Origin of the sequence: Gaetbulibacter sp. PBL-D1, assembly GCF_050509525.1 — a bacterium.
GTDB lineage: Bacteria > Bacteroidota > Bacteroidia > Flavobacteriales > Flavobacteriaceae > Gaetbulibacter_B > Gaetbulibacter_B jejuensis.
This window is the reverse complement of sequence record NZ_JBNWKB010000015.1, coordinates 79,626-99,078: the sequence shown is the minus strand read 5'-3', so window position 1 is coordinate 99,078 and position 19,453 is coordinate 79,626. Positions and strand designations below refer to the sequence as shown.

The following is a 19,453-nucleotide window of genomic DNA, read 5'->3' as shown; positions in this document are numbered from 1 at the left end:
CCAAGGCGCTCATGAAGCTATTGAAATCGTTGAAGTACCTAATCGTTATTTAGCTGGTATTACCGAAGTCGCTTTAAAGAACCATGTAAGTGATAAAACCAATTGGCGAACCATGTTAAAAAACGAAATAGTTGATGAAAACTTGGTAGAATGGCGTGAGCGATTAAAACAATACATTCCTGATGAAGCCAAAGATTATTTCATCGAAAGTAATACTGAAACCAATTTAGATTTTCCTGTAATTAAATACCCTGAAAAGCCAAAGAGCTTAAATCTTTTAAAAGCTAAAAGCTATACAGGAACTTTAAAGGGTATAAAAGGACAGTATCTTATTTTTGAAGACCAAACCGTTTTCAATATAAGAAGTAATGAAGGGTTATTTGTAGGTATTAGCGTTTAAGCTAGTATCTACTAATATTCTTCTTGATCTCTTAAATGCTGAATGTAAGAGGCTTTTTGAATTTCGCGTCTGCGTTTTACAGAAGGCTTTGTAAAGAATTGACCATCTCTTAGGTTTTGCATAATCTTTACATTTCTGTGTTTACGCTTGTAGCGTTTTAAAGCACGCTCTATACTTTCTCCTTCTTTTAGTACAATTTTTATCATTCTTTGTGTTTAAATGTGAACCTACAACTTAACTTTTTTATTGAGTTACGCAAGAAAATACTTGTTTCTTTCAATAAAAAATTAAAAAATATTTTAAAACCTTTAATCTGCAAATGTCAGTTCGAGTGGTTTTTTCTAACGTAAGGAAGAAAAAATTGTATCGAGAACTGCTTTTCTTTTAACTCAAGTCTTATTCTCGATACATGCCTACAGTAAATGCAGGCATACTCGAATTGACGACTTTCTTAAAATATATCTACTGCTGTTTGGTGCTGTCGGTTTTCTTTCGGTTTTTTATTAGTCCATTTAAAAGGCTCTTAACACCTTCTTTAACAGGGTCTTTTGTAGTGGTAGTGTCTGTTTTAGTAGCTGTTGAGTCTTTTGTTGTTTCGTTAGTGGTATTTTTATCACCACCTAAAAGATTTCCAAGTAAGTCATTCACTTTATCTTTTCCAGAGTTAAGTAATTTTTGCTTTTCAATCTCAATAAGTTGTTTTGTAAGATTAGAAACACCACTTGTTAAATCGGTAGAAACTTTCGGACTCGTATAAGAACCAGTAATGTTTGCAGTAACAGGAATAGTGATTTTGTTAACGTCGTTGTCATTTATTTTTCCAATAAGTCTGTTTACATCACTTCCTAAATATTTTGCAGGTACATTAAACACTGCGTTATACGACATGGTTTTTTCAAAACTATGCGAACCAGAAACCTCAATACCTATATCCTGATAGGATAGTTTAAATGGTTTAACAGTGACATTACCATTTTCAAATTTTAACTGAGCTTTAATATCATTAAGGTTAAGTTTACTGAAGTCTACAAAATTTAGAGCGCCTTCTAGCTTACTTAACAATTCGCCTCCCTTTGGGTCTATTTTAGTGGTCAGCAATTCTGCAAAAGCATCACCTGAAATAGAACTTAATTTTGGCGAAAACTCGTTGTCAAGACTACCAGCTAAATTAATAGTAGTATTAAGTTTTCCTTGCAATGCTTTTGCAATTGGAGCTAAGCTTTGCAACAAGTGTAAATCTTTAAATGATTTTGAAATGTCAAAACTATCTGCACCTAAACTAAGATTAAAAGTTGGTATATCTGCTTTGGTAGAAATGTTTCCAGTTACTGCCAAAATACCATCAAAAATGGATGAGGTTAGGTTTTGCAGTTTTGCTTCTTGGTCTTTTATCACTAAAGCACCTTTTACATCTTTAAGGTTTAAATTATCATAAACTACAGTTTTAGCATTAGCGTTTATGGTGCAATCTAAAAAGTCAGGTATTTTTAATGATTCTGAGGCTGGAGTAGTTTTATTGGTGCCTTCTGTTTCCGAACTAGCAACCATAAAATCACTAACTGCAAAATAGTTAGAATTTACATTAAAGTTTCCTTGTAGTTTTTTGTCGCTTAGTAAAAATCCAATAAGGTTTTTGATAGTTCCTGTGGCATTTAGGTCGCTTTCTCCAGTTTTTGCATTAAAACTGTTAAGGCTTACAGTTCCTGGATTAAAAGTAACATCGGCTTTTGAAATATGAATTGGGTTTACAATATCTTCTGAAGAAAATATAAAATCAGAAACCGTTACCGAACCGTTGTTTTTTATGCGTTCGTACTGGTTTTTTTCAATCGCTTCCATATCAAAAGCAGTATTTAGGTTTCCTTTTAAAATACCACTTAACTCATTTTCTAACTCAATTGGGTATGCTTTAGTGATGTTGTTCAGGTTTAAGGTTCCATCAAGATTAGCATTTACCAACATGTTTTTTGTAATGTTTTTTATAGTTGCCGAAGATTTAAACACGTCTTGGTCTATTTTAAAATTCAAGGTGTTTATAGCTACAAAAGTATCATCAACATTTCCTGTTGTGTTTTTTATAGCTGTGTTAATGGTAATGTTTTCAACACGTTTTGGCAAATCAGGATACTTAAACGATGCATTGTTTGATAAAATGCTAATATCTAATGTTGGTATAGTGGTTTCAGAAACCAAACCTTTAATAACACCAGAAACTTTAAAATCTCCAGAGGTTTCTACATCATCAATGTTTTTGGAATAGGTTTCAGGTATTACTGCTAAGAAATCCTTGAATGACGATTGCGGATTTTCAAAAGTAATATCAATTTCTTGACCTTCGTCTACCATCTGAACATACCCTTTAAACTCAAGTGGTAACTGGTTAATGTAACCTTTGTTGTCTTTAAATGTGTACTTTTGGTTGTTGAGATCTAAACCAATTAAAGCATCTAGCTTAATGTGGTTGTTGTTTAAGTATTTTGTGCTATCCATACTTAAACTCACATTGGCTTCGGTTTTAGTGTCTAATTCAGAAGTTTCTGCCGAAAATGTTCCTTTTCCGCTATGGTTAAGTTCAGTAACATAAATTTCGGTATTGGCACCTTCATCTAAATAAGTTAATGCACTACTGTTAATACTATAATCTTCAATGTCAAACGAAAAACTAGAGCTTTCAGTTGAAGACTCAGTGTTATTTGCTGTATCGTCTTTTTTGGCTAAATCGTAGTTTGTGTTTCCAAATTTATCAGTTTTTAATGTCAATAAAGCTTCATCGACAGTTATAGAATTAACCACAATTGGATCCTCATCGGCTTTTTTGAAAAGTTCTTTTACTGACATGGTAAACGAAATATTCTTTGCAGTAGCAAAGGTTTCGTCTTTAAACGGTTCAAAATTGGTAATCACTAAATCATCAACATTTACATGAGCTTGAGGAAAACTCCTTATCAAGCTCAAGCTAACATCGCTAAACTCAACATGAGCATTTAAGTTTTGGTTGATAAAGTTTTTTACCATATCCTTTATTTGAGATTGAAACGCAAACGGAATGGCTAACAGGAGAAGAAATACTATAAGAATTACTATACCTAATATTTTTAATGCTTTTTTCATCAGATGATTTTTAGTGTTTGTTGTTGGTTATATGCAATGCCTCAATGTTATTATTGATAATTTGTAATCTATAAAAACTGGACATGTCATAAGTTGATTTGTGTAAGTATATACGTATAAAATAGCAGATTGGTTGATGCAAAGCAAATTTAACAATCTTTAAGTTAGACACTCGTAAACTTAATAAGTCAAAAGGTTAAATAAACTTTAACATTTTTAGAGCAGTTGAAGTTCTTCATTGGTTTTAAGCTTAAACCTTCTTTTAAACAAGTATACTCCAAGGTATAAAAATGGAGTGTCAAATAAAGCGACGAGTACTTTAAACAAAAAGCCAGCAACTAATAAGCCTTTGAAGTTTTCCCAAGGAATAATATCAAACGAACAAAGAAGCATTAATACTGTAAAGGTATCGACAAATTGAGAAAACCAAGTAGAAAAATTGTTTCTTAACCATAAGTGTCTGCCTTTAGTAAGGCGTTTCCAGAAATGATAAATTTGAATATCGATAAACTGAGCAAATAGATATGCCATCATACTAGCACAAACAGCAATGGCAGAATTCCCGAATACTTTTGAGAATAATGCATCGTCAACATAAGACCAAGAAGTAGCAGGAACAGAGTTGGCGGCAAAAATTATTAATAACGAAAATACCGAAGCAAAAATACCAGTAACTACAACTTGGTTAGCTCTCTTTTTACCATAGATTTCACTGATAAGGTCGGTAATTAAAAACGTAACAGGATAGGGTAAAATACCAACCGAAATTTCAAAAAGCTTTGTTCCAAAAACCGAAACATTTACAGGATACCAATAAAAAAACTTCTGAAAAATTAAATTAGAAACCACCAAGGAGGTTATAAACAAAGCAGCTAGGAGTAGGTAAATTCGTTGTGCAGCAAGTTTGTCTTTTAACGTCATTTTAAATTGTGAATAAATAGGTTTAGTAAATATAAACTATTAAAATTTCTTTTACTTATTTTGAAGCCTGTTATGAGCAATATCAACAAAGTTTACATCGCATTAGGGAGCAATAAAGGAGATAGATTAAAGCATCTGCAAGATGCTGTAGATCTTATTTTTAAGCAAATAGGGAAGGTGAATATTATTTCAAAAGTGTACAATACACCTGCTTTAGGCTTTGAAAGCGACGATTTTTTAAACACATGTTTGCTTATTGAAACGTCTCTTGAAGCTCAAGATGTGTTACAGCAATTGTTGCAAATTGAAACACAATTAGGACGTCTGCGTACTGAAAATTCTGGATACGAAGCACGAACTATCGATTTGGATGTCTTGTTTTTTAATGACGAAATAATTGAAAGTAAAGACCTTGTTGTACCTCATAAAGAGTTGCATAAACGTAAGTTTGTGTTGCAGCCTTTATTTGATATTGCGCCAAAATATCAACATCCTGTTTATCAAAAAAGTATTACCGAATTACTGCAAGACTGTGATGATAAAAGCGCTATTGAAACCATAAATATTTGGTTGAAAAATCCAATAAAGCAATACAAGTTGTCAGGTTACAACTATATTGCTATTGAAGGAAATATTGGAGCAGGAAAAACCAGTTTGTCTACTCAAATAGCTCAAGATTTCAATGCTAAACTTATATTAGAACGTTTTGCTGATAATCCGTTTTTACCAAAGTTTTACGAAGATGCACAACGCTATGCCTTTACTTTGGAAATGTCTTTTTTAGCAGATCGATACCAACAAATAAGTGACGATCTTTCTCAGCTAGATCTCTTTAAAGATTTTATAGTTAGCGATTATGATATTTATAAATCGTTGATTTTTTCAAAAATCACATTGCCTGAAGACGAATTTAAACTCTACCGAAAGTTGTTCTACTTAATGTATAAGGACATTGCAAAACCTGAATTGTATGTGTATTTGTATCAAAACACACAACGTTTACAAGAAAACATAAAAAAGAGAGGTAGAGATTATGAGCAGAATATAGATAACGACTATCTCGAAAAAATTAATGCTGGATATTTAGAGTTTTTAAAAAACCAAACTGAGCTTAATGTAAAGATTATTGATATTTCAGATAAGGATTTTGTGAGCAGTAGAGAAGATTATTTATGGGTATTGGATCAAATTATTAGTTCTTCAACTAAAAAATAAAAACACAACATAAGATGATTCTCTTATGTTGTGTGTATTGGATTAAAAAAATTAATTTTTAATTAACTTTATATTAGCTTTTTGACCGTTTTTAGAAACAAGTTTAACAAAATAAATTCCAGAAGGTTGATCGATATTTAATTCTATAAGTTGAGAATTATTATATGTTTTATTCATAATTACTTTACCTAAAACATTGGTTAAACTTATATTTAACTCATCAATTGGTGCTTCAAATTTAATGTTAAAATTACCATTTGTAGGGTTTGGGTAATAAGTAAATTGCTTATCAAAATTATTGTTGCTTATGCTTAAAGTAGCACACTCTGAAAATGTAGGGCTGCAATCTCCTGTCCAGCCAGTACATGGAGGCGTAGGAGTGTCTGCTGGACTACTAGCTAACACCTCTCTCGTTGTATTAGATGTTTCTGGCTCAGGTGTAGGAACACACTCTTCTATTAACCAAACACAAAAGCTACCAGTTGTAGTGGTTTTTACCCATTCCCAATTAGTGCCACTCCACTCTATTGTATAATAGATAAATGTGCTAATATTGCTGCCAGAGTCACAAGTCAATTCATCTGTATATTGGGAGCAGCCAGTTATAGAGTTTTCACCAGTGTATTTGGGTTTCCCATTTTGTGAGTCGGTTCCATTTACTTGATAGTAATTGCTAAGAGCCTCACTATCTGTACAAGACCCGCTTACGGCAATGACTTGAGAAAATGTAAATTGAAAAATAAAAAAAGCACAAAAGAAAAGTAAAGTTTTACTCATTTTAATTTTGGTTAAGTTAGGGTTAATTCGTATTTAAGGCTTTAAAAAGCAATGCTAAAGTAAATAAAATCTTTAACTAAAGATAAGTTTTTATGTAATAAGCATGATTAACTTTTCTCTTTTAACTTAGAAAACACATCCCAAACCACAACACCACAACTCACCGAAATGTTTAAAGAGTGTTTGGTGCCATATTGAGGAATTTCAATAACAATATCACTTTTGCTAACCACATTTTGAGCAACACCTTTTACTTCGTTGCCAAAAACCAAAGCATAAGTAGTATTTGTTTCTGGTTGAAAGGTGTTAAGCATAGTGGCATGTTCAGCTTGTTCAATAGCACAAACTTTTACACCTTCAGATTGCAGTTTTTCTATAAGTGAAAGCGTGTCCTTAACATACTCCCATTGTACAGTATCTGTACTCCCTAAAGCGGTTTTATGGATGTCTTTATGTGGTGGAGTTGCTGTAATACCGCAGAGATATATTTTTTCAATTAAAAACGCGTCACTAGTTCTAAATACCGAGCCAATATTGTTTAAACTTCGTATGTTATCTAACACAATAATGATAGGTGTTTTTTTACTGTCTTTAAATTCGTCTACACTTAGTCTGTCTAGTTCGCTATTTTTTAGTTTTCGCATCAAAAATTTATGTTTTGTTTTCGCGTAAGCAAAAAACCTTCTATTTATTTACACTTAACCTTGTTAAAATCTCGCTATAATTGTAAATAACTTATAGTTACAAGGTTTTAAAAACCCTTAAAATATAAGTACATTAGCAATCCTTTAATTTTAGGTGTTTTCGATACAATTTTCAATGTTTTGAAAATCACTCAAACTGACATAAAATTAAAAGAACGTCAATTCGAGTGTTTTGAATGTAATTCAAAATGTATCGAGAATTATACGAACAAAAATAACATTTAAAAACCATTTTACCATTGGCAAAAAAAGCTAAAAAAGAAACGCCTTTGATGAAACAATACAACGCTATAAAGGCAAAATATCCTGATGCGTTGCTGTTGTTTAGAGTTGGTGATTTTTATGAAACTTTTGGAGAAGACGCTGTTAAGGCTGCAAAAATTCTAGACATTATCTTAACCAAACGAGGTGCAGGTAGTGAAAGCGAAATAGAATTAGCTGGTTTTCCGCATCACTCCATGAATACTTATTTGCCAAAACTGGTTAAGGCTGGAGAGCGTGTTGCTATTTGCGACCAGCTGGAAGATCCAAAACAAACCAAAACTATTGTAAAACGTGGTGTTACTGAACTTGTAACTCCTGGAGTAGCTCTAAACGATGATATTTTACACTCCAAGACCAATAATTTTTTGGCTGCTGTATGTTTTGGTCGAAATAGTATTGGTGTATCGTTTTTAGATGTGTCAACAGGTGAGTTTTTAATTTCTCAAGGCAATACAGAGTATGTAGATAAACTACTTCAAAATTTTAAACCTAGCGAAGTGTTGGTCGCTAAGCCAAAACGTCAAGAGTTTAAAACAGTTTTTGGTGACAATTTTCATACGTTTTATTTAGAAGATTGGGTCTTTCAAGACGATTATGCCAATGAAACATTGTTAAAGCATTTTGAAACCAAATCATTAAAAGGTTTTGGGGTACAAGATTTGTTTGAAGGTATTGTTGCTTCAGGAGCTGTACTTCATTATTTAGGAGAAACTCAGCATCATAAATTACAGCATATAACATCCATTCAGCGCATAACGCAAAACGAACATGTTTGGATGGATCGATTTACCATAAAAAATCTAGAACTTTATCAGTCAACCAATGCTCAGGCAGTAACTTTGGTAGATGTTATAGATAAAACTATTTCTCCAATGGGAGGACGTTTGTTAAAACGTTGGTTAGCGTTGCCATTGGTGAATATTGATAAAATAAGGCAACGACATGAAGTAGTAAACTATTTTTTAAAAGAACCTGTTATACTTGCCAAAATACAGTCGTATATAAAACAAATAGGCGATGTAGAGCGATTGATATCTAAAGTAGCAACCACTAAAATTTCACCTAGAGAAGTGGTGCAACTTAAAAATGCACTTGAAGCCATTGTGCCTATAAAAGCAGTAACAATGCAAGCTGAAAATAAGGCATTGCAACATATAGGAAATCAATTGGAGGCCTGTGAAGAGCCGAGGCAACGTATAAAGTCAACGCTTAATGAAGATGCTCCTGTAAATATTTTAAAAGGAAATACGATTTCTTCAGATTTTTCTTCAGAATTAAAAGAACTTAGAGATTTATCTACATCTGGGAAAGAATACTTAGATAACATGCTTGAGCGCGAAAGTGAACGCACAGGAATTACCTCTTTAAAAATAGCATCAAACAATGTATTTGGTTATTATATTGAGGTTAGAAATACGCATAAAGACAAAGTTCCTCAAGACTGGATACGTAAACAAACTCTAGTAAATGCAGAACGCTACATTACAGAAGAGCTTAAAGAATATGAAGCTAAAATATTAGGTGCTGAAGAACGTATTTTAGTGATAGAGCAACAATTGTTTGCCGAATTAGTAAGTTGGATAGGATTGTTTATTCAACCGGTTCAAAAAAACGCAGCTTTAATTGCTCAGTTAGATTGTTTGTCTGGTTTTGCACAGTTAGCATCAGAAAACAATTACGTTCAGCCTCAAATAGATGATACTTTTGCTTTAGATATAAAAAATGGTAGGCATCCTGTTATTGAAAAACAGTTGCCTCATGGAGAGCCTTATATTGCTAATGATGTGTTTTTAGATAGAGAAGCTCAACAAATCATTATGATTACAGGGCCAAACATGTCAGGTAAATCAGCCATATTAAGGCAAACAGCTTTAATTGTTTTACTTGCTCAAATAGGAAGTTTTGTGCCAGCTGAATCAGCAAACATAGGATTGGTTGATAAAATATTTACACGAGTAGGAGCAAGTGATAATATCTCTATGGGAGAATCTACTTTTATGGTAGAAATGAACGAGACGGCTTCTATCTTAAATAATATTTCTGAACGTAGTTTGGTATTATTAGATGAAATAGGTAGAGGAACCAGTACTTACGATGGTATTTCAATTGCATGGGCAATAAGTGAGTATTTGCATGAACATCCTAGTAAAGCAAAAACATTATTTGCAACCCACTATCACGAACTTAATGAAATGACCGAAACTTTTGAACGCATTAAGAATTTTAATGTTTCGGTAAAAGAGTTGAAAGATAATGTATTGTTTTTACGAAAACTAGTTGAAGGAGGTAGTGAACATAGTTTTGGAATACACGTTGCAAAAATGGCAGGAATGCCTCAGCAAGTCATTCATAGAGCAAATAAAATATTAAAGCAACTAGAAAAATCGCATTCTAGTGAAGAGTTAACTGATAAGGTGAAATCGTTGGATAACGAAATGCAGTTAAGCTTTTTTAATTTAGATGACCCTCTTTTAGAGCAGATTAAAGAAGAAATTGTCAATACTGATATTGATACCTTAACACCTGTTGAGGCGCTTATGAAACTAAATGAGATAAAACGTATGTTGTTGAAAAAGAAGCGCGCATAAAAAAGTTTCTTTTTTTTTGCAAAAAGGCTTTGAGTTTCTGAGAAAAGTTTTAAATTTGCCCTCGCAATTATAACAAACGTTCTTTTAAATAATTGCTATATTGCGAAAGTAGCTCAGGGGTAGAGCATCACCTTGCCAAGGTGAGGGTCGCGGGTTCAAATCCCGTCTTTCGCTCTAAACCTTGAAAAAAATACCATGCTGAAGTGGTGGAATTGGTAGACACGTTGGACTTAAAATCCAATGACCATTAGGTCGTGCGGGTTCAAGTCCCGCCTTCAGTACTTCCAGGGACAAATCAGATTTTTTTGATTTGTCCCTTTTTTTATTCCTTTTCAAACCCTCATTAACACTGGCAATCTTAAGAAGGATCGGATTGATATCCTCGGTTCGAACTTTGTTGTCATCAAATCGGAACTTTTCAGGGAAAATCGAACCTATGAGCTGTCGTTTTTGGTCTAAGTTACTAAGGGTGAATTGTTTGTTAAAGGATTCGAGTTTTTTAAGTCCGTTTTTATAGATATCCATTACTTCTTTGGATTTTTGAAAAGCCAGTTGAATATCTTTAAGCTCATTGAGTCTGGATTGGATACGATTTTTGACATTTTGATATTCAGTGGAGCTAAATTCTCCATCTAGGTATAAATCCTGTAAGCGAATCAATTTTTGTTCAAGAGACTCAACCTCTGTATAGTGTTTTGGGCTTAACCTTTCATTTTTCGTTTGCGCTTTAATACGCTGTTCGATCAGTTTTGTCAATAGTTTCTGTGCGTTTTTGTTCAGGGAAATACCACTTAAAAACGAATTGAACCACTTGTCAACATCTTCAGCTTTATAACGTGTGCCACAAGGTTTGTAACAATGGTAATAGGAATAGTATTTTGACCTGCCTTTTGAAGTGCTTGCTTTTAGTGGTTTCAAACAGTTTGGGCAGAGCACAAACCCTTTAAGGGGAAACTTGTCATTTAATTTTTTGTGCGAGACCCTATACTGCTTGGATTTGCCGTTAATGATATCCTGTACCTTATCAAACAAACGCTCAGATACTAAAGGTTCGTGGATGGCCTTGATCAGCTGTTCAGGTTCATCCTGAAAGGCTTTCAGTGTGATATATCCTTTGTAGATAGGATTTCTAACGATCCGACCAAAAGCGGCCTTACTGGTTTTAAAACCACTTTTTTTGAGCCTGTTCAATACTTCCTGCTGGGAATATATTCCCTTGCCAAGGAGTTCAAAGGTTTGTTTTATGAATTTGGCCTCCTTATTAGGAACCAAAATAGGTTTGTTCAGTCCATCCCTTCTCATATCATACCCCTTGGGTGGAGAGACAACATACCTACCTTCCTTAAACGCTCGCCTCATACCTGATATCACATTCAATGAACGTCTGTGGTTTTCTACCTCTGGAATGGATAGGTAGACCGCTAGCATCAACCCCTGTTCAGGAACCGAAAGGTCCAAAGGTTGTTCTATAGCATTGACAATAACACCAAGATCATAAAAGTCTTTAATCTTGTTGTAGGATTCTTTGGTGTTTCTGGAAAACCGATCCCACTTGGTAAATAATAGCAGGTCTACTTTTGATCTGTTTTTTTTAATAAACCCAAACAGTTTTTTAAACTCAGGTCGGTTGAAGGACTTAGCGGAATGGTCATCACGGAAAATCGCTATGACATTTATATCGTTGGAGCTACAGTAATTCAACAGTTTCTGTTCCTGGTCTCTTAGTGAAAACCCTTTGTCGGCTTGCTCATCTGTAGAGACTCTAGTGTATAGAATGGCGTTTTTCATTTGTGTTTGGAATTTTGTGTCAGGTTAAGGTATATGATATCGGAGTAGAGTTCTAAAATAGAAATGATTTCGTTGATTTCAGAATCAGAATACGGTTCTGTTTCATTATCGTTTAATAGTTGTTTTGCTTCTTCGAACAATTTTGATTTCTGGTCCATCTCTGTAAGTGATAAAACCAGGCTGTATTTTCAGGGACTGATTGTGTTCTACGTTTCGTTTCATAATTATTTCAAAGTATTATGTGATTCTTCTTTTTTAATCAATGTAATCTTATAGTTGTCGTTTGATCGGATGTCAATAAGTAGCTTTGAACCCTTCTTCATTTTGTTTAGAAGGATATATTCAGCAAGTTTTTCCCTGCTCTTATGCTCTTCCGTTACTACAATGGTTTTAATGCTGTCTTCTTCAAAAGCAATCTCTACTACCTTCGGTTTTTTAAAGACCACAATATCCCGAATCTGCTTTTCAATTTCATTTAAATAGTTGAGGTCTTTTTTCTTTCTGTCGCTAAATTCAGTGTTGATGATTCTGGAAAGTATGGGTAAAAAGGGAATTGAAATTACGGTATGCTGCAGATAAAGACTATTTAGGTCCATTAAAAGATCATTTCCATTGTATCTAAACCCATGTTCACCCGTATCGGGAACATAAATAAAGGAGTAGGGTAGGTCCTTTCTTGTGAATGCGGATTTAATTAAATCGGTAAACGGATTGATGATGGTACGGTAGTAATATTCCATAAGCATCTCATCCTGTAAAATACGTTCCAATTGTTCAATGCTTTGCTTTGACAACTTAAGGGGATTCTTTTCAATATGTCTTTTAAAAACTTCATCTGCATATTTTTCCTTCCTTGATTTTTGCCAAATATCTTCAGCGATGTCCTGTACCCTTTTCTTGGATACATTCAATTTAAAAAGCTCTTGAATAAGACAAGCCCATACAGCTTGAGAAGCATTTAACCGCACCCATTTGCCTTTGTTTGTTTTTTTGTCTTTTTGATTGTTTGCTGCTGAAGAAGCAAAAGGAATAAGCCCTTTACTGATCCAATAGTTTATTTGTCTACTTGACACACCAATTTTACTTGGGTTAATCTCAATCTCACTATAGATTAAATTACCGATGTGTACAAGTTCCTGTTCTGTCATTTTTTATGTTTTGATATTTCAAATATACAAATTTGATACAAATGAATCTAAAAACATTTGAAAAAAACGACACAAATGAACTATATTTGATTATTATTACAAGCAATATTAATAAGTATACCTAAAGTTTACACTAGGTTTACTAGCTGTGTACAAGAGGTATACCTTAACAAAAAACTATTAAATTATGGAAAACATTGTAGGAGCAAGAGATAGAACCCTAAGTTTTAAGACCACGCAGGAAGATAAAATCAAGCTGCAGCAATTAGCAAACGAAAAAAATGTAACAAGATCTGAATTTGTAGCAAGCGTAGTGCATGCCTATATGCCTTACTACGATTTTATTGGAAAAGCATTTCCAAGAGAACAGGCACTTCAAAAGGAGCTTGAAAAAGTAAACAGGGAGAACAGGAAACTGACCTTGGAACTGGAGAATGCAAATAACAGAATAGATATGGAACAACGAGCCAATCGAAAATTTGTTGAGGAACAGTTTAAATTGAACAAAACAATATTCGATTTAAGGGAAGAGCTTAAAACGGTTAACATGGAGATGCATAGGTTGAATGAAGCAATCAAATCAAATCAGCCTATTGAAAAGAAAAATGCTGATACAAATCTACTTATGGGATCTATAGGCTCTATTGTACTTTCGGGATTGGTACTGATTGTTGCACCTGTACTCTTTAAAAAATGATGAAGAACAGAATACTGGAAATGAATTCTAAAGACATAAAACACCTAGATAAGATTGTAATTCTTCTCTAAGTGCTTTATAGAATATTACCACTGATAGGTTACTTCTAAATCAATCAATATTTCATCGGATTGACTAACAACAGTAATTACATTAGGGAAGTTATTGTTTGATGTATAAGCAAAGAAACCATAACTAGTCATAAAGTCATCAGTATCGGAGGGATCATAATCCCAAATACTGATTAAATAGGGATCATCATAGTCTGTGATTTCAAGATTGGGGTTAAAACTGAATTCATAGAATGTTCCACTTCCAGATAATGCATTCTCATAAAAGCTAGGGCTATCAAAAATTAAGTTAAGATCAGAATTTTGTACAGTGATATAAACATCAGGCAAGGCATCTTCAGCATTGGGTATGCCAACATCCCAATTATCACCATTATCAGTGTTTGGAAATACCTTTACAATAGCTTTGTTAATGATTACTTTGCAGGGCGTTACTTGAGTAGAGCAATCGTTTCCTGAATAACCATCAGGACATTGGCATTCGCAATCCACAAAAGTACCACCATTAGTGCAGAAAATGGTTTGACAACCGTCTGAATCGGAACCGGAGGAACAACTTATACGGTTTAGGGAGAATAGTAATTATTATACCTATTTCATCAACAATTTTTTCTAGAGTATATGAGATCTAGTTCAAGTTAAAAATGCTATTGCAAATTTTGAATTTAACACATTTCCTTTTCCCAAATTAAATGTTTCGCTTAAATTTTGGTTGTTTGCTAAAGCCAATAAAGTCATATCCTTTTCAAGAATCTTGAGAAAAATTCTCGAATAGGTATTTGACTTTAACCCATATTGCATCATCAAAGTATCCCTTTGTATTTCTGGTATTTAGTTCGCATCATTCTTTTTATTTTAGAAGTGTTCATTAATACCGACTATTATAGTTTCAGTCCTAATTTGAGCATAAAGGCTAACAAGTATTTTACATAAGGCGTTATAACCACAGCTTTGGTGTTGTATGGTGTTAATTTGCGGCTGCTTTTATACTTACCCGTACATAACATGACTTGGGGTAGTTTTTGGTGTGAGGGTTGGAAACTGCTCTTTGCTTTTTTGTTGTACCTATTTTTACAAATAGTTCCTCTAAACAAAACAAGCAATGTGCTGTGTGCGGGTTAGCAGCCAAAAACTACATGAGCGTTGGGGAGCGGAACAAACCAAAAGACAGAGGATTGTTGCGATAGTAATAAACTGGGTTTTGGTTTGTGGGGAATTCTATTCTGTTTTAATAAGTCTTCTCCAAAGAAAAGGGAATGGTAAATCTCTATGGTGTAAACTAGATATTGATAAAATAAAATCGAAACCAGACTTAACAACAATAAAATCTTTTTCTGCTGAAAAGAGCTCTAACTCTTCTTGAATCTCTTTTTTATAGTCATCAATTGATTCGTAAAGCATTATGGAATGCTTCACCTTTCCCGATTTTAAACTGTAACCCTTATCTGAATAAATATCTTCAGTTTCTTTTTTTGGAAACCAAATTTGAAGATTAAGTTTATTATCAAATAACTCTAAAATATTATGTAAATCATTATAAGCTTCTTTAGAGTTTAGTATCACTGACCAATCTGCTAAAAATGCTAGCAGCATTGATGATTGTTCTCTTTGCTTTTTTGTGCCTAAATAATACTCAACCATGTTTTCATAATTAGTATTAAATAGAGGAAAAAAGTCTTTAAGAATTTTAGCGTCGTGAATGCCTACAATTATCATTCGTAACCATTTTTTACAATCTTCTTTGAAGCCAGATAAATAAAGAAATCTCATTGCTGGTTCAATATCTATTAAATGTTCATCATATAAAGGATAATGAGAAGGTGGATTAGCTTTTATAAAGGAAATAAGTGCTTGAGCTATAGTTATAACTGAATCTTCATATATTTTTGCTAAACTTTTGTCCTCAAGATTAAAATGGTATAGATAGTGTTTTATTTCTGTTAAACCAATACTTCCTAAAACACCTATTTCTTGCCACAGCGTTAGTCCATACTCAATTTGATTTTTTGAGTAACGTTGTATGCTATGTTCTACATAATAATGGTCATTTACTTTATTAAAGTAAGCTATTCCAATTTTCCGTCTTAATACATGAATATTATAAAACTCTATCTGAATATATTTCTTTTCAAAATGATTTTGGGTATTTAACCAATCAAATGATTTTAATATGGTTTTATCAGCTGCATATATAGCTGATTTAATGTAACCACTATCTTCAGCCCATTTAAATACAATATTTAAACAAATTTGTAATAACTTTAATCGTTTTAAAAGAGGTTTTTTTGTTTTAATTGGTTTGTCTAGTATTAGGTCTACTAGTTTGACAAAGTGGTTTAAATCATAGTCCTTAAGTTCTAAAAATGCTAATGTCTTTTTTAATAACAATCGCATTTCGGCATTAAAAAGTCTTTCTGACAACAAATTTTCAGAAACCATTTTAGAAATGTCATCAATACCCCAAAATAGGTACTCTAATTTTTTGGCCTTGTAAGTTTCAGTATATTGCCCCCAGCTTGTCTGCACAGTTTGTTCTAACTCACCATTTGTTGCTACTACTATTTTCTTGGGAAGTTTTTTTTGACTTCTCGTGAGTGATATATTAATATAAGTTTCTCTTATATCATTTAAAGATTGACGTACACTTGTAGGTCCAGTATCCCAAATTTGTCTGGTAATATTTCCTTGCTTTACTGTGATTAAAAATAATTTTTCCTTTCCATCTACATCTTTACCTATCGCAGCTATATCGACACCATATTGTCTCCCTTTTTGAGGTTTAGAAATGGGTGTTACCCCTTTACTAATTAAAACATCAATAAGTAAAGCATCAAGTTCACCATCTTCTTTAAGAAGTGCTATATACTCACTAGTTAGGAAGTTCATTTCTCTTCATATTTTGCCACATTATTCTTGATTTTATTTGACCTATTTCATCAATATATTGTAATCTTGCTACCTCAACACTACTTCTAAAGTTTTGCATTTCTCTCTCTTCAGTATACTGACCGTTGTATTTTGAAAAGAATGATTTGCCTGCCTTCAAACTAATCTTGGTTGCAAAATCTAAAAATGAGTTTCTCTTATTTTCTGTTGCATCCATAAGTTCTTGCATTTGCTTATTTTGCTGCTTTAAAAAATAAGTCATTCTCTTGTCGGAAGGCTCAAATTCATTTACCACTTCCAATTCGGTTACTTGTTTATAATATTGTTCCGACACTTCAATTATTTGATCTATTATTGAAGTTATTATTGGGTTAGCTATTTTTCTTTTTTCTTTTAAAATATCAGTAACAGAATAATAGTTAATTATTAAATATTTAGCGTAAAGTGTTGCTATATGATTTCTAATACGCTCATTATTAAAATGTACCTCTAAAATATTATAGAGCATTTCTGAAGCGTATTTACGGTCTAATATGTTCCCTACAATCATAAAGACAACATAAAGGGCATCCGTCTCGGTAAACTTTTCTAATTTATCTTTTGGAAGCCCAACAGCATTTATATGATTACTTAAATCGCTAATAACAAACTGTAAAGCATCTTTGTAAATACTTTTATCCGAATTTAACCATTCTAAAAAAAGACTTTCAATGGTATGAGGGTCTGATGCATACAATTCCTCAATTATCTCTTTTAAAACAGTTATTCCTTTAAGGTTCCGTTTATTATTTAAAATCCATAGATTAACAAATTCAGTAACTAACTCTGGCTGTTCTTTTATAGTATCTTTCAATCTAAAGTTGATTGTGTTGTAAATACCTATGTATTTTGAATCAGTATGTGTTAATAATTTTAAACAAGTTTTAAAATGTATTGGGTCTTCATCAAAATTAAATTCAGCATTGATTGATCTAGCTACCTCGCTTTGCACCTCTACTTTTTTGGTATTCAGTAACTGAACAACCATTTTTTTTGCATCATTTATACTGTTTAAATGTTTATTATAAAATCTAGTTATAATACCCAAATCCTCTATATTTCCTTTTTCAATGGTCTGAATAATATTCTGACTAACTTCATTTATGAATTTTAATTCTTCTTGCTTATTGCTAATAACCACTTGATATGCTGCATTAACTCCGCTATTTATTTTAGCTTCTTCCTCGCTTTTAATAAGTGTGAGGATTTTATCTTTATAGGTATATTTAGATTTACTCTGGGATAGCCCACCTAACAAAGAAGAAATGAAGTTTAGGCATTCATTATTATTTTTTTCTTCTATAAGCTCAATAATTTGAATAGCTTCTGATGGTTTTTCTACTGCAAGTTTTCTTAAACCCTGATATATTGCATATCCAGCCCCATCATTTTTAATCTTTTTGAAGATAATTGGTAGTGAATTGACAAAGTATTCTTTATCATTAATTTTTATATCCTTACAAAATTCATGGAAGTCTTGCCAAAATTCAAAGTAATCCGGGTTCTCATTTAAGCGTTCTAAAAACGATTTATCACTTATACTCATATCGAACTCTTATTCTTCTTTAAACTTTAATAAACTTAAATTTATGATATTTACTTGTCGTGAAATAGCATCACGATTCTTTGTTTTCAGCTCATGATTAACTTCTGTCAATAACTCTTTGTCTGGAATGTTTAGTAAAAGTATTGGTTTTATCGGTTGATTTTTAAACTGTTCGAGTTCAATTAATCGGGTAATGTCTTTGACTAACTTTCCAAAATGCTTCCGTATTTTACTTTTTAATTTAGCCTTTGACGTATTGATTTTATACATTTTAGCTTCAACAATAAATATTGACTCTTCTGTTTTAAATAAGCAATCGATTTCTATGTTTTTTAAGAATGTTGGATTCAATTGATATTTAATTTTATGAGTATCTAATTTATTGCATAAGGCATTTAATAACAGACCGTCTTTTTCTCTAACTATGCTATAAATATCTTCATGTAATTCATAAGGAACAAAATAGGTTAGTTCTTTTGCACAAACTGGACACTTGAGGCTCTTTAATTTTTTGGGATTTAAACGTAACTGAAAAACGCCTCTATAAGTTAATGGATCGCAATGCGTACATTCCATAAAAGCATCATCAGCACTAGGTTCTAATATTTTGGCGTCATACAATTTGCCAAATAGCTCAACCCTTGAAGTAAAATTATCTTCGCTATTTAATGTATTTACAAGTATTTGATTTGTATTATATAAATTTTTATATGAGCTGTTTACATAGTATTCTTTGATAAATTTTATGCCTTCAAAAAACGTACTTATTGTTTTTTCATTGATTAACTCATTACCTTTTGAGGGAATTAACATTTTTTCAAAACTGGATTCTGCTTCCTTGAAACTATTTATATGCTTACCGATAAAGCCGTATTGTTGTAATAGTTTAATAATATTAGACTCACGCGAGTCTTCATTAATTAGAATTTTGACCACTTTCATAAAAAGCTTCCATCCTTTTTTTTCTACATCATTTGACAATTTATCTAAAGATTTTTTGAAACGACTATCAAAAAACTGCTCTAAAATTGGTTTGAAATATTCAATTTTTTCGCCTATTGAACTGTCTAAATCAATATTATATATTTCACTTCTTGACTTTACTGTTTCCATTACATCATCGTTACCTTCTTGGACATTAGAAATAATAATTCTATTCGTAGAAAAGGTAAATGTATTCTTACCTGTACCAAAAGTTTTTGTCTCCAGCAGTTCTTCTTTTGATAGTAGAAATAAATTTTGGCAAGATGGGTTATGCCAAAAATGATGATAAAATTTTTTCTTGATTTTAGACATTC

The 19,453-nt window shown here is 32.4% G+C and carries 14 protein-coding genes, 2 tRNA genes and 1 pseudogene; 6 read left to right on the top strand and 11 right to left on the bottom strand.

All coding sequences use genetic code 11. From position 1 onward, the window contains the following. On the top strand, positions 1-400 hold a 400-nt coding region (locus tag ACQ0RB_RS12910; protein ID WP_430498934.1), incomplete at its 5' end, for a DUF2797 domain-containing protein. Positions 401-411: 11 nt separating this feature from the next. On the opposite strand, the gene rpsU is transcribed toward ACQ0RB_RS12910, so the two are convergent. The 3 genes from rpsU to ACQ0RB_RS12895 form a co-directional block, all read right to left on the bottom strand. Next, complete coding sequence (gene rpsU / locus ACQ0RB_RS12905) at positions 412-606, bottom strand: 30S ribosomal protein S21 (RefSeq protein WP_129761159.1); 195 nt, start codon at positions 604-606, stop codon at positions 412-414. 256 nt (positions 607-862) lie between these two features. Beyond that, positions 863-3,511, bottom strand: a complete 2,649-nt coding sequence (locus ACQ0RB_RS12900) for an AsmA-like C-terminal region-containing protein (protein ID WP_430498932.1) — start codon at positions 3,509-3,511, stop codon at positions 863-865. A 216-nt stretch (positions 3,512-3,727) separates the two neighbouring features. Continuing rightward, entirely contained in the window at positions 3,728-4,432 is a 705-nt protein-coding gene (locus tag ACQ0RB_RS12895; RefSeq protein ID WP_430498930.1) for a queuosine precursor transporter, read from the bottom strand. A 72-nt stretch (positions 4,433-4,504) separates the two neighbouring features. On the opposite strand from ACQ0RB_RS12895, the gene folK reads away from it, so the two are divergent. After that, positions 4,505-5,647, top strand: coding sequence for a 2-amino-4-hydroxy-6-hydroxymethyldihydropteridine diphosphokinase (gene folK / locus ACQ0RB_RS12890; protein WP_430498928.1), 1,143 nt, complete (start codon positions 4,505-4,507; stop codon positions 5,645-5,647). A 51-nt stretch (positions 5,648-5,698) separates the two neighbouring features. On the opposite strand, the gene ACQ0RB_RS12885 is transcribed toward folK, so the two are convergent. Together ACQ0RB_RS12885 and ACQ0RB_RS12880 are read right to left on the bottom strand one after the other, a co-directional pair. Then, positions 5,699-6,424, bottom strand: coding sequence for a T9SS type A sorting domain-containing protein (locus tag ACQ0RB_RS12885; protein WP_430498926.1), 726 nt, complete (start codon positions 6,422-6,424; stop codon positions 5,699-5,701). A 107-nt stretch (positions 6,425-6,531) separates the two neighbouring features. After that, positions 6,532-7,068, bottom strand: coding sequence for an RNA methyltransferase (locus ACQ0RB_RS12880; protein ID WP_430498924.1), 537 nt, complete (start codon positions 7,066-7,068; stop codon positions 6,532-6,534). A gap of 299 nt (positions 7,069-7,367) precedes the next feature. Between ACQ0RB_RS12880 and mutS the strand changes: the two genes are divergently transcribed. The 3 genes from mutS to ACQ0RB_RS12865 all read left to right on the top strand — a co-directional run bounded on the left by mutS (position 7,368) and on the right by ACQ0RB_RS12865 (position 10,261). Next, positions 7,368-9,980 carry a DNA mismatch repair protein MutS gene (mutS, locus tag ACQ0RB_RS12875; protein ID WP_430498922.1) on the top strand — a complete coding sequence of 871 codons (2,613 nt, stop codon included), beginning with the start codon at positions 7,368-7,370 and terminating at the stop codon, positions 9,978-9,980. A gap of 102 nt (positions 9,981-10,082) precedes the next feature. Next, a tRNA-Gly gene (locus ACQ0RB_RS12870) sits at positions 10,083-10,154 on the top strand. Between the two features lie 23 nt (positions 10,155-10,177). Further along, positions 10,178-10,261, top strand: a tRNA-Leu gene (locus ACQ0RB_RS12865). Positions 10,262-10,994: 733 nt separating this feature from the next. On the opposite strand, the pseudogene ACQ0RB_RS12860 reads toward ACQ0RB_RS12865, so the two are convergent. Both ACQ0RB_RS12860 and ACQ0RB_RS12855 read right to left on the bottom strand, forming a co-directional pair. Beyond that, positions 10,995-11,768 (bottom strand): annotated as a pseudogene (locus ACQ0RB_RS12860) (recombinase family protein); the annotation flags it as partial. A 224-nt stretch (positions 11,769-11,992) separates the two neighbouring features. Further along, complete coding sequence (locus ACQ0RB_RS12855) at positions 11,993-12,916, bottom strand: hypothetical protein (RefSeq protein ID WP_430498920.1); 924 nt, start codon at positions 12,914-12,916, stop codon at positions 11,993-11,995. A gap of 187 nt (positions 12,917-13,103) precedes the next feature. On the opposite strand from ACQ0RB_RS12855, the gene ACQ0RB_RS12850 reads away from it, so the two are divergent. Then, a complete protein-coding gene (locus tag ACQ0RB_RS12850; RefSeq protein WP_430498919.1) occupies positions 13,104-13,613 on the top strand; it encodes a hypothetical protein in 510 nt (169 codons plus the stop codon). A gap of 86 nt (positions 13,614-13,699) precedes the next feature. Here the strand turns inward: ACQ0RB_RS12850 and ACQ0RB_RS12845 are convergent, their stop codons facing one another. The 4 genes from ACQ0RB_RS12845 to ACQ0RB_RS12830 form a co-directional block, all read right to left on the bottom strand. Next, the gene (locus ACQ0RB_RS12845; protein ID WP_430498917.1) at positions 13,700-14,176 is read right to left on the bottom strand and encodes a hypothetical protein; all 477 of its coding nucleotides are present in this window, start codon (positions 14,174-14,176) and stop codon (positions 13,700-13,702) included. Between the two features lie 726 nt (positions 14,177-14,902). Further along, positions 14,903-16,570: a hypothetical protein gene (locus tag ACQ0RB_RS12840; RefSeq protein ID WP_343799615.1), complete on the bottom strand. Its 1,668-nt coding sequence runs from the start codon at positions 16,568-16,570 to the stop codon at positions 14,903-14,905. After that, positions 16,554-18,155 (bottom strand): hypothetical protein, encoded by a 1,602-nt coding sequence (locus ACQ0RB_RS12835; RefSeq protein WP_430498915.1) that lies wholly within the window; start codon positions 18,153-18,155, stop codon positions 16,554-16,556. Before ACQ0RB_RS12835 ends, ACQ0RB_RS12840 begins: the two co-directional genes overlap by 17 nt. Before the next feature lie 9 nt (positions 18,156-18,164). Beyond that, the gene (locus ACQ0RB_RS12830) at positions 18,165-19,451 is read right to left on the bottom strand and encodes a hypothetical protein (RefSeq protein WP_343799611.1); all 1,287 of its coding nucleotides are present in this window, start codon (positions 19,449-19,451) and stop codon (positions 18,165-18,167) included. Between the last annotated feature and the right edge of the window lie 2 nt (positions 19,452-19,453).

Excerpts from the sequence above, each read along its gene's own strand:
- ACQ0RB_RS12855 (WP_430498920.1), bottom strand. The coding sequence starts at position 12,916 with ATGACAGAACAGGAACTTGTACACATCGGTAATTTAATCTATAGTGAG.
- ACQ0RB_RS12880 (WP_430498924.1), bottom strand. The coding sequence starts at position 7,068 with ATGCGAAAACTAAAAAATAGCGAACTAGACAGACTAAGTGTAGACGAA.
- rpsU (WP_129761159.1), bottom strand. The coding sequence starts at position 606 with ATGATAAAAATTGTACTAAAAGAAGGAGAAAGTATAGAGCGTGCTTTA.
- ACQ0RB_RS12840 (WP_343799615.1), bottom strand. The coding sequence starts at position 16,570 with ATGAACTTCCTAACTAGTGAGTATATAGCACTTCTTAAAGAAGATGGT.
- ACQ0RB_RS12835 (WP_430498915.1), bottom strand. The coding sequence starts at position 18,155 with ATGAGTATAAGTGATAAATCGTTTTTAGAACGCTTAAATGAGAACCCG.
- ACQ0RB_RS12895 (WP_430498930.1), bottom strand. The coding sequence starts at position 4,432 with ATGACGTTAAAAGACAAACTTGCTGCACAACGAATTTACCTACTCCTA.
- ACQ0RB_RS12850 (WP_430498919.1), top strand. The coding sequence starts at position 13,104 with ATGGAAAACATTGTAGGAGCAAGAGATAGAACCCTAAGTTTTAAGACC.
- ACQ0RB_RS12900 (WP_430498932.1), bottom strand. The coding sequence starts at position 3,511 with ATGAAAAAAGCATTAAAAATATTAGGTATAGTAATTCTTATAGTATTT.
- ACQ0RB_RS12885 (WP_430498926.1), bottom strand. The coding sequence starts at position 6,424 with ATGAGTAAAACTTTACTTTTCTTTTGTGCTTTTTTTATTTTTCAATTT.
- folK (WP_430498928.1), top strand. The coding sequence starts at position 4,505 with ATGAGCAATATCAACAAAGTTTACATCGCATTAGGGAGCAATAAAGGA.
- ACQ0RB_RS12830 (WP_343799611.1), bottom strand. The coding sequence starts at position 19,451 with ATGTCTAAAATCAAGAAAAAATTTTATCATCATTTTTGGCATAACCCA.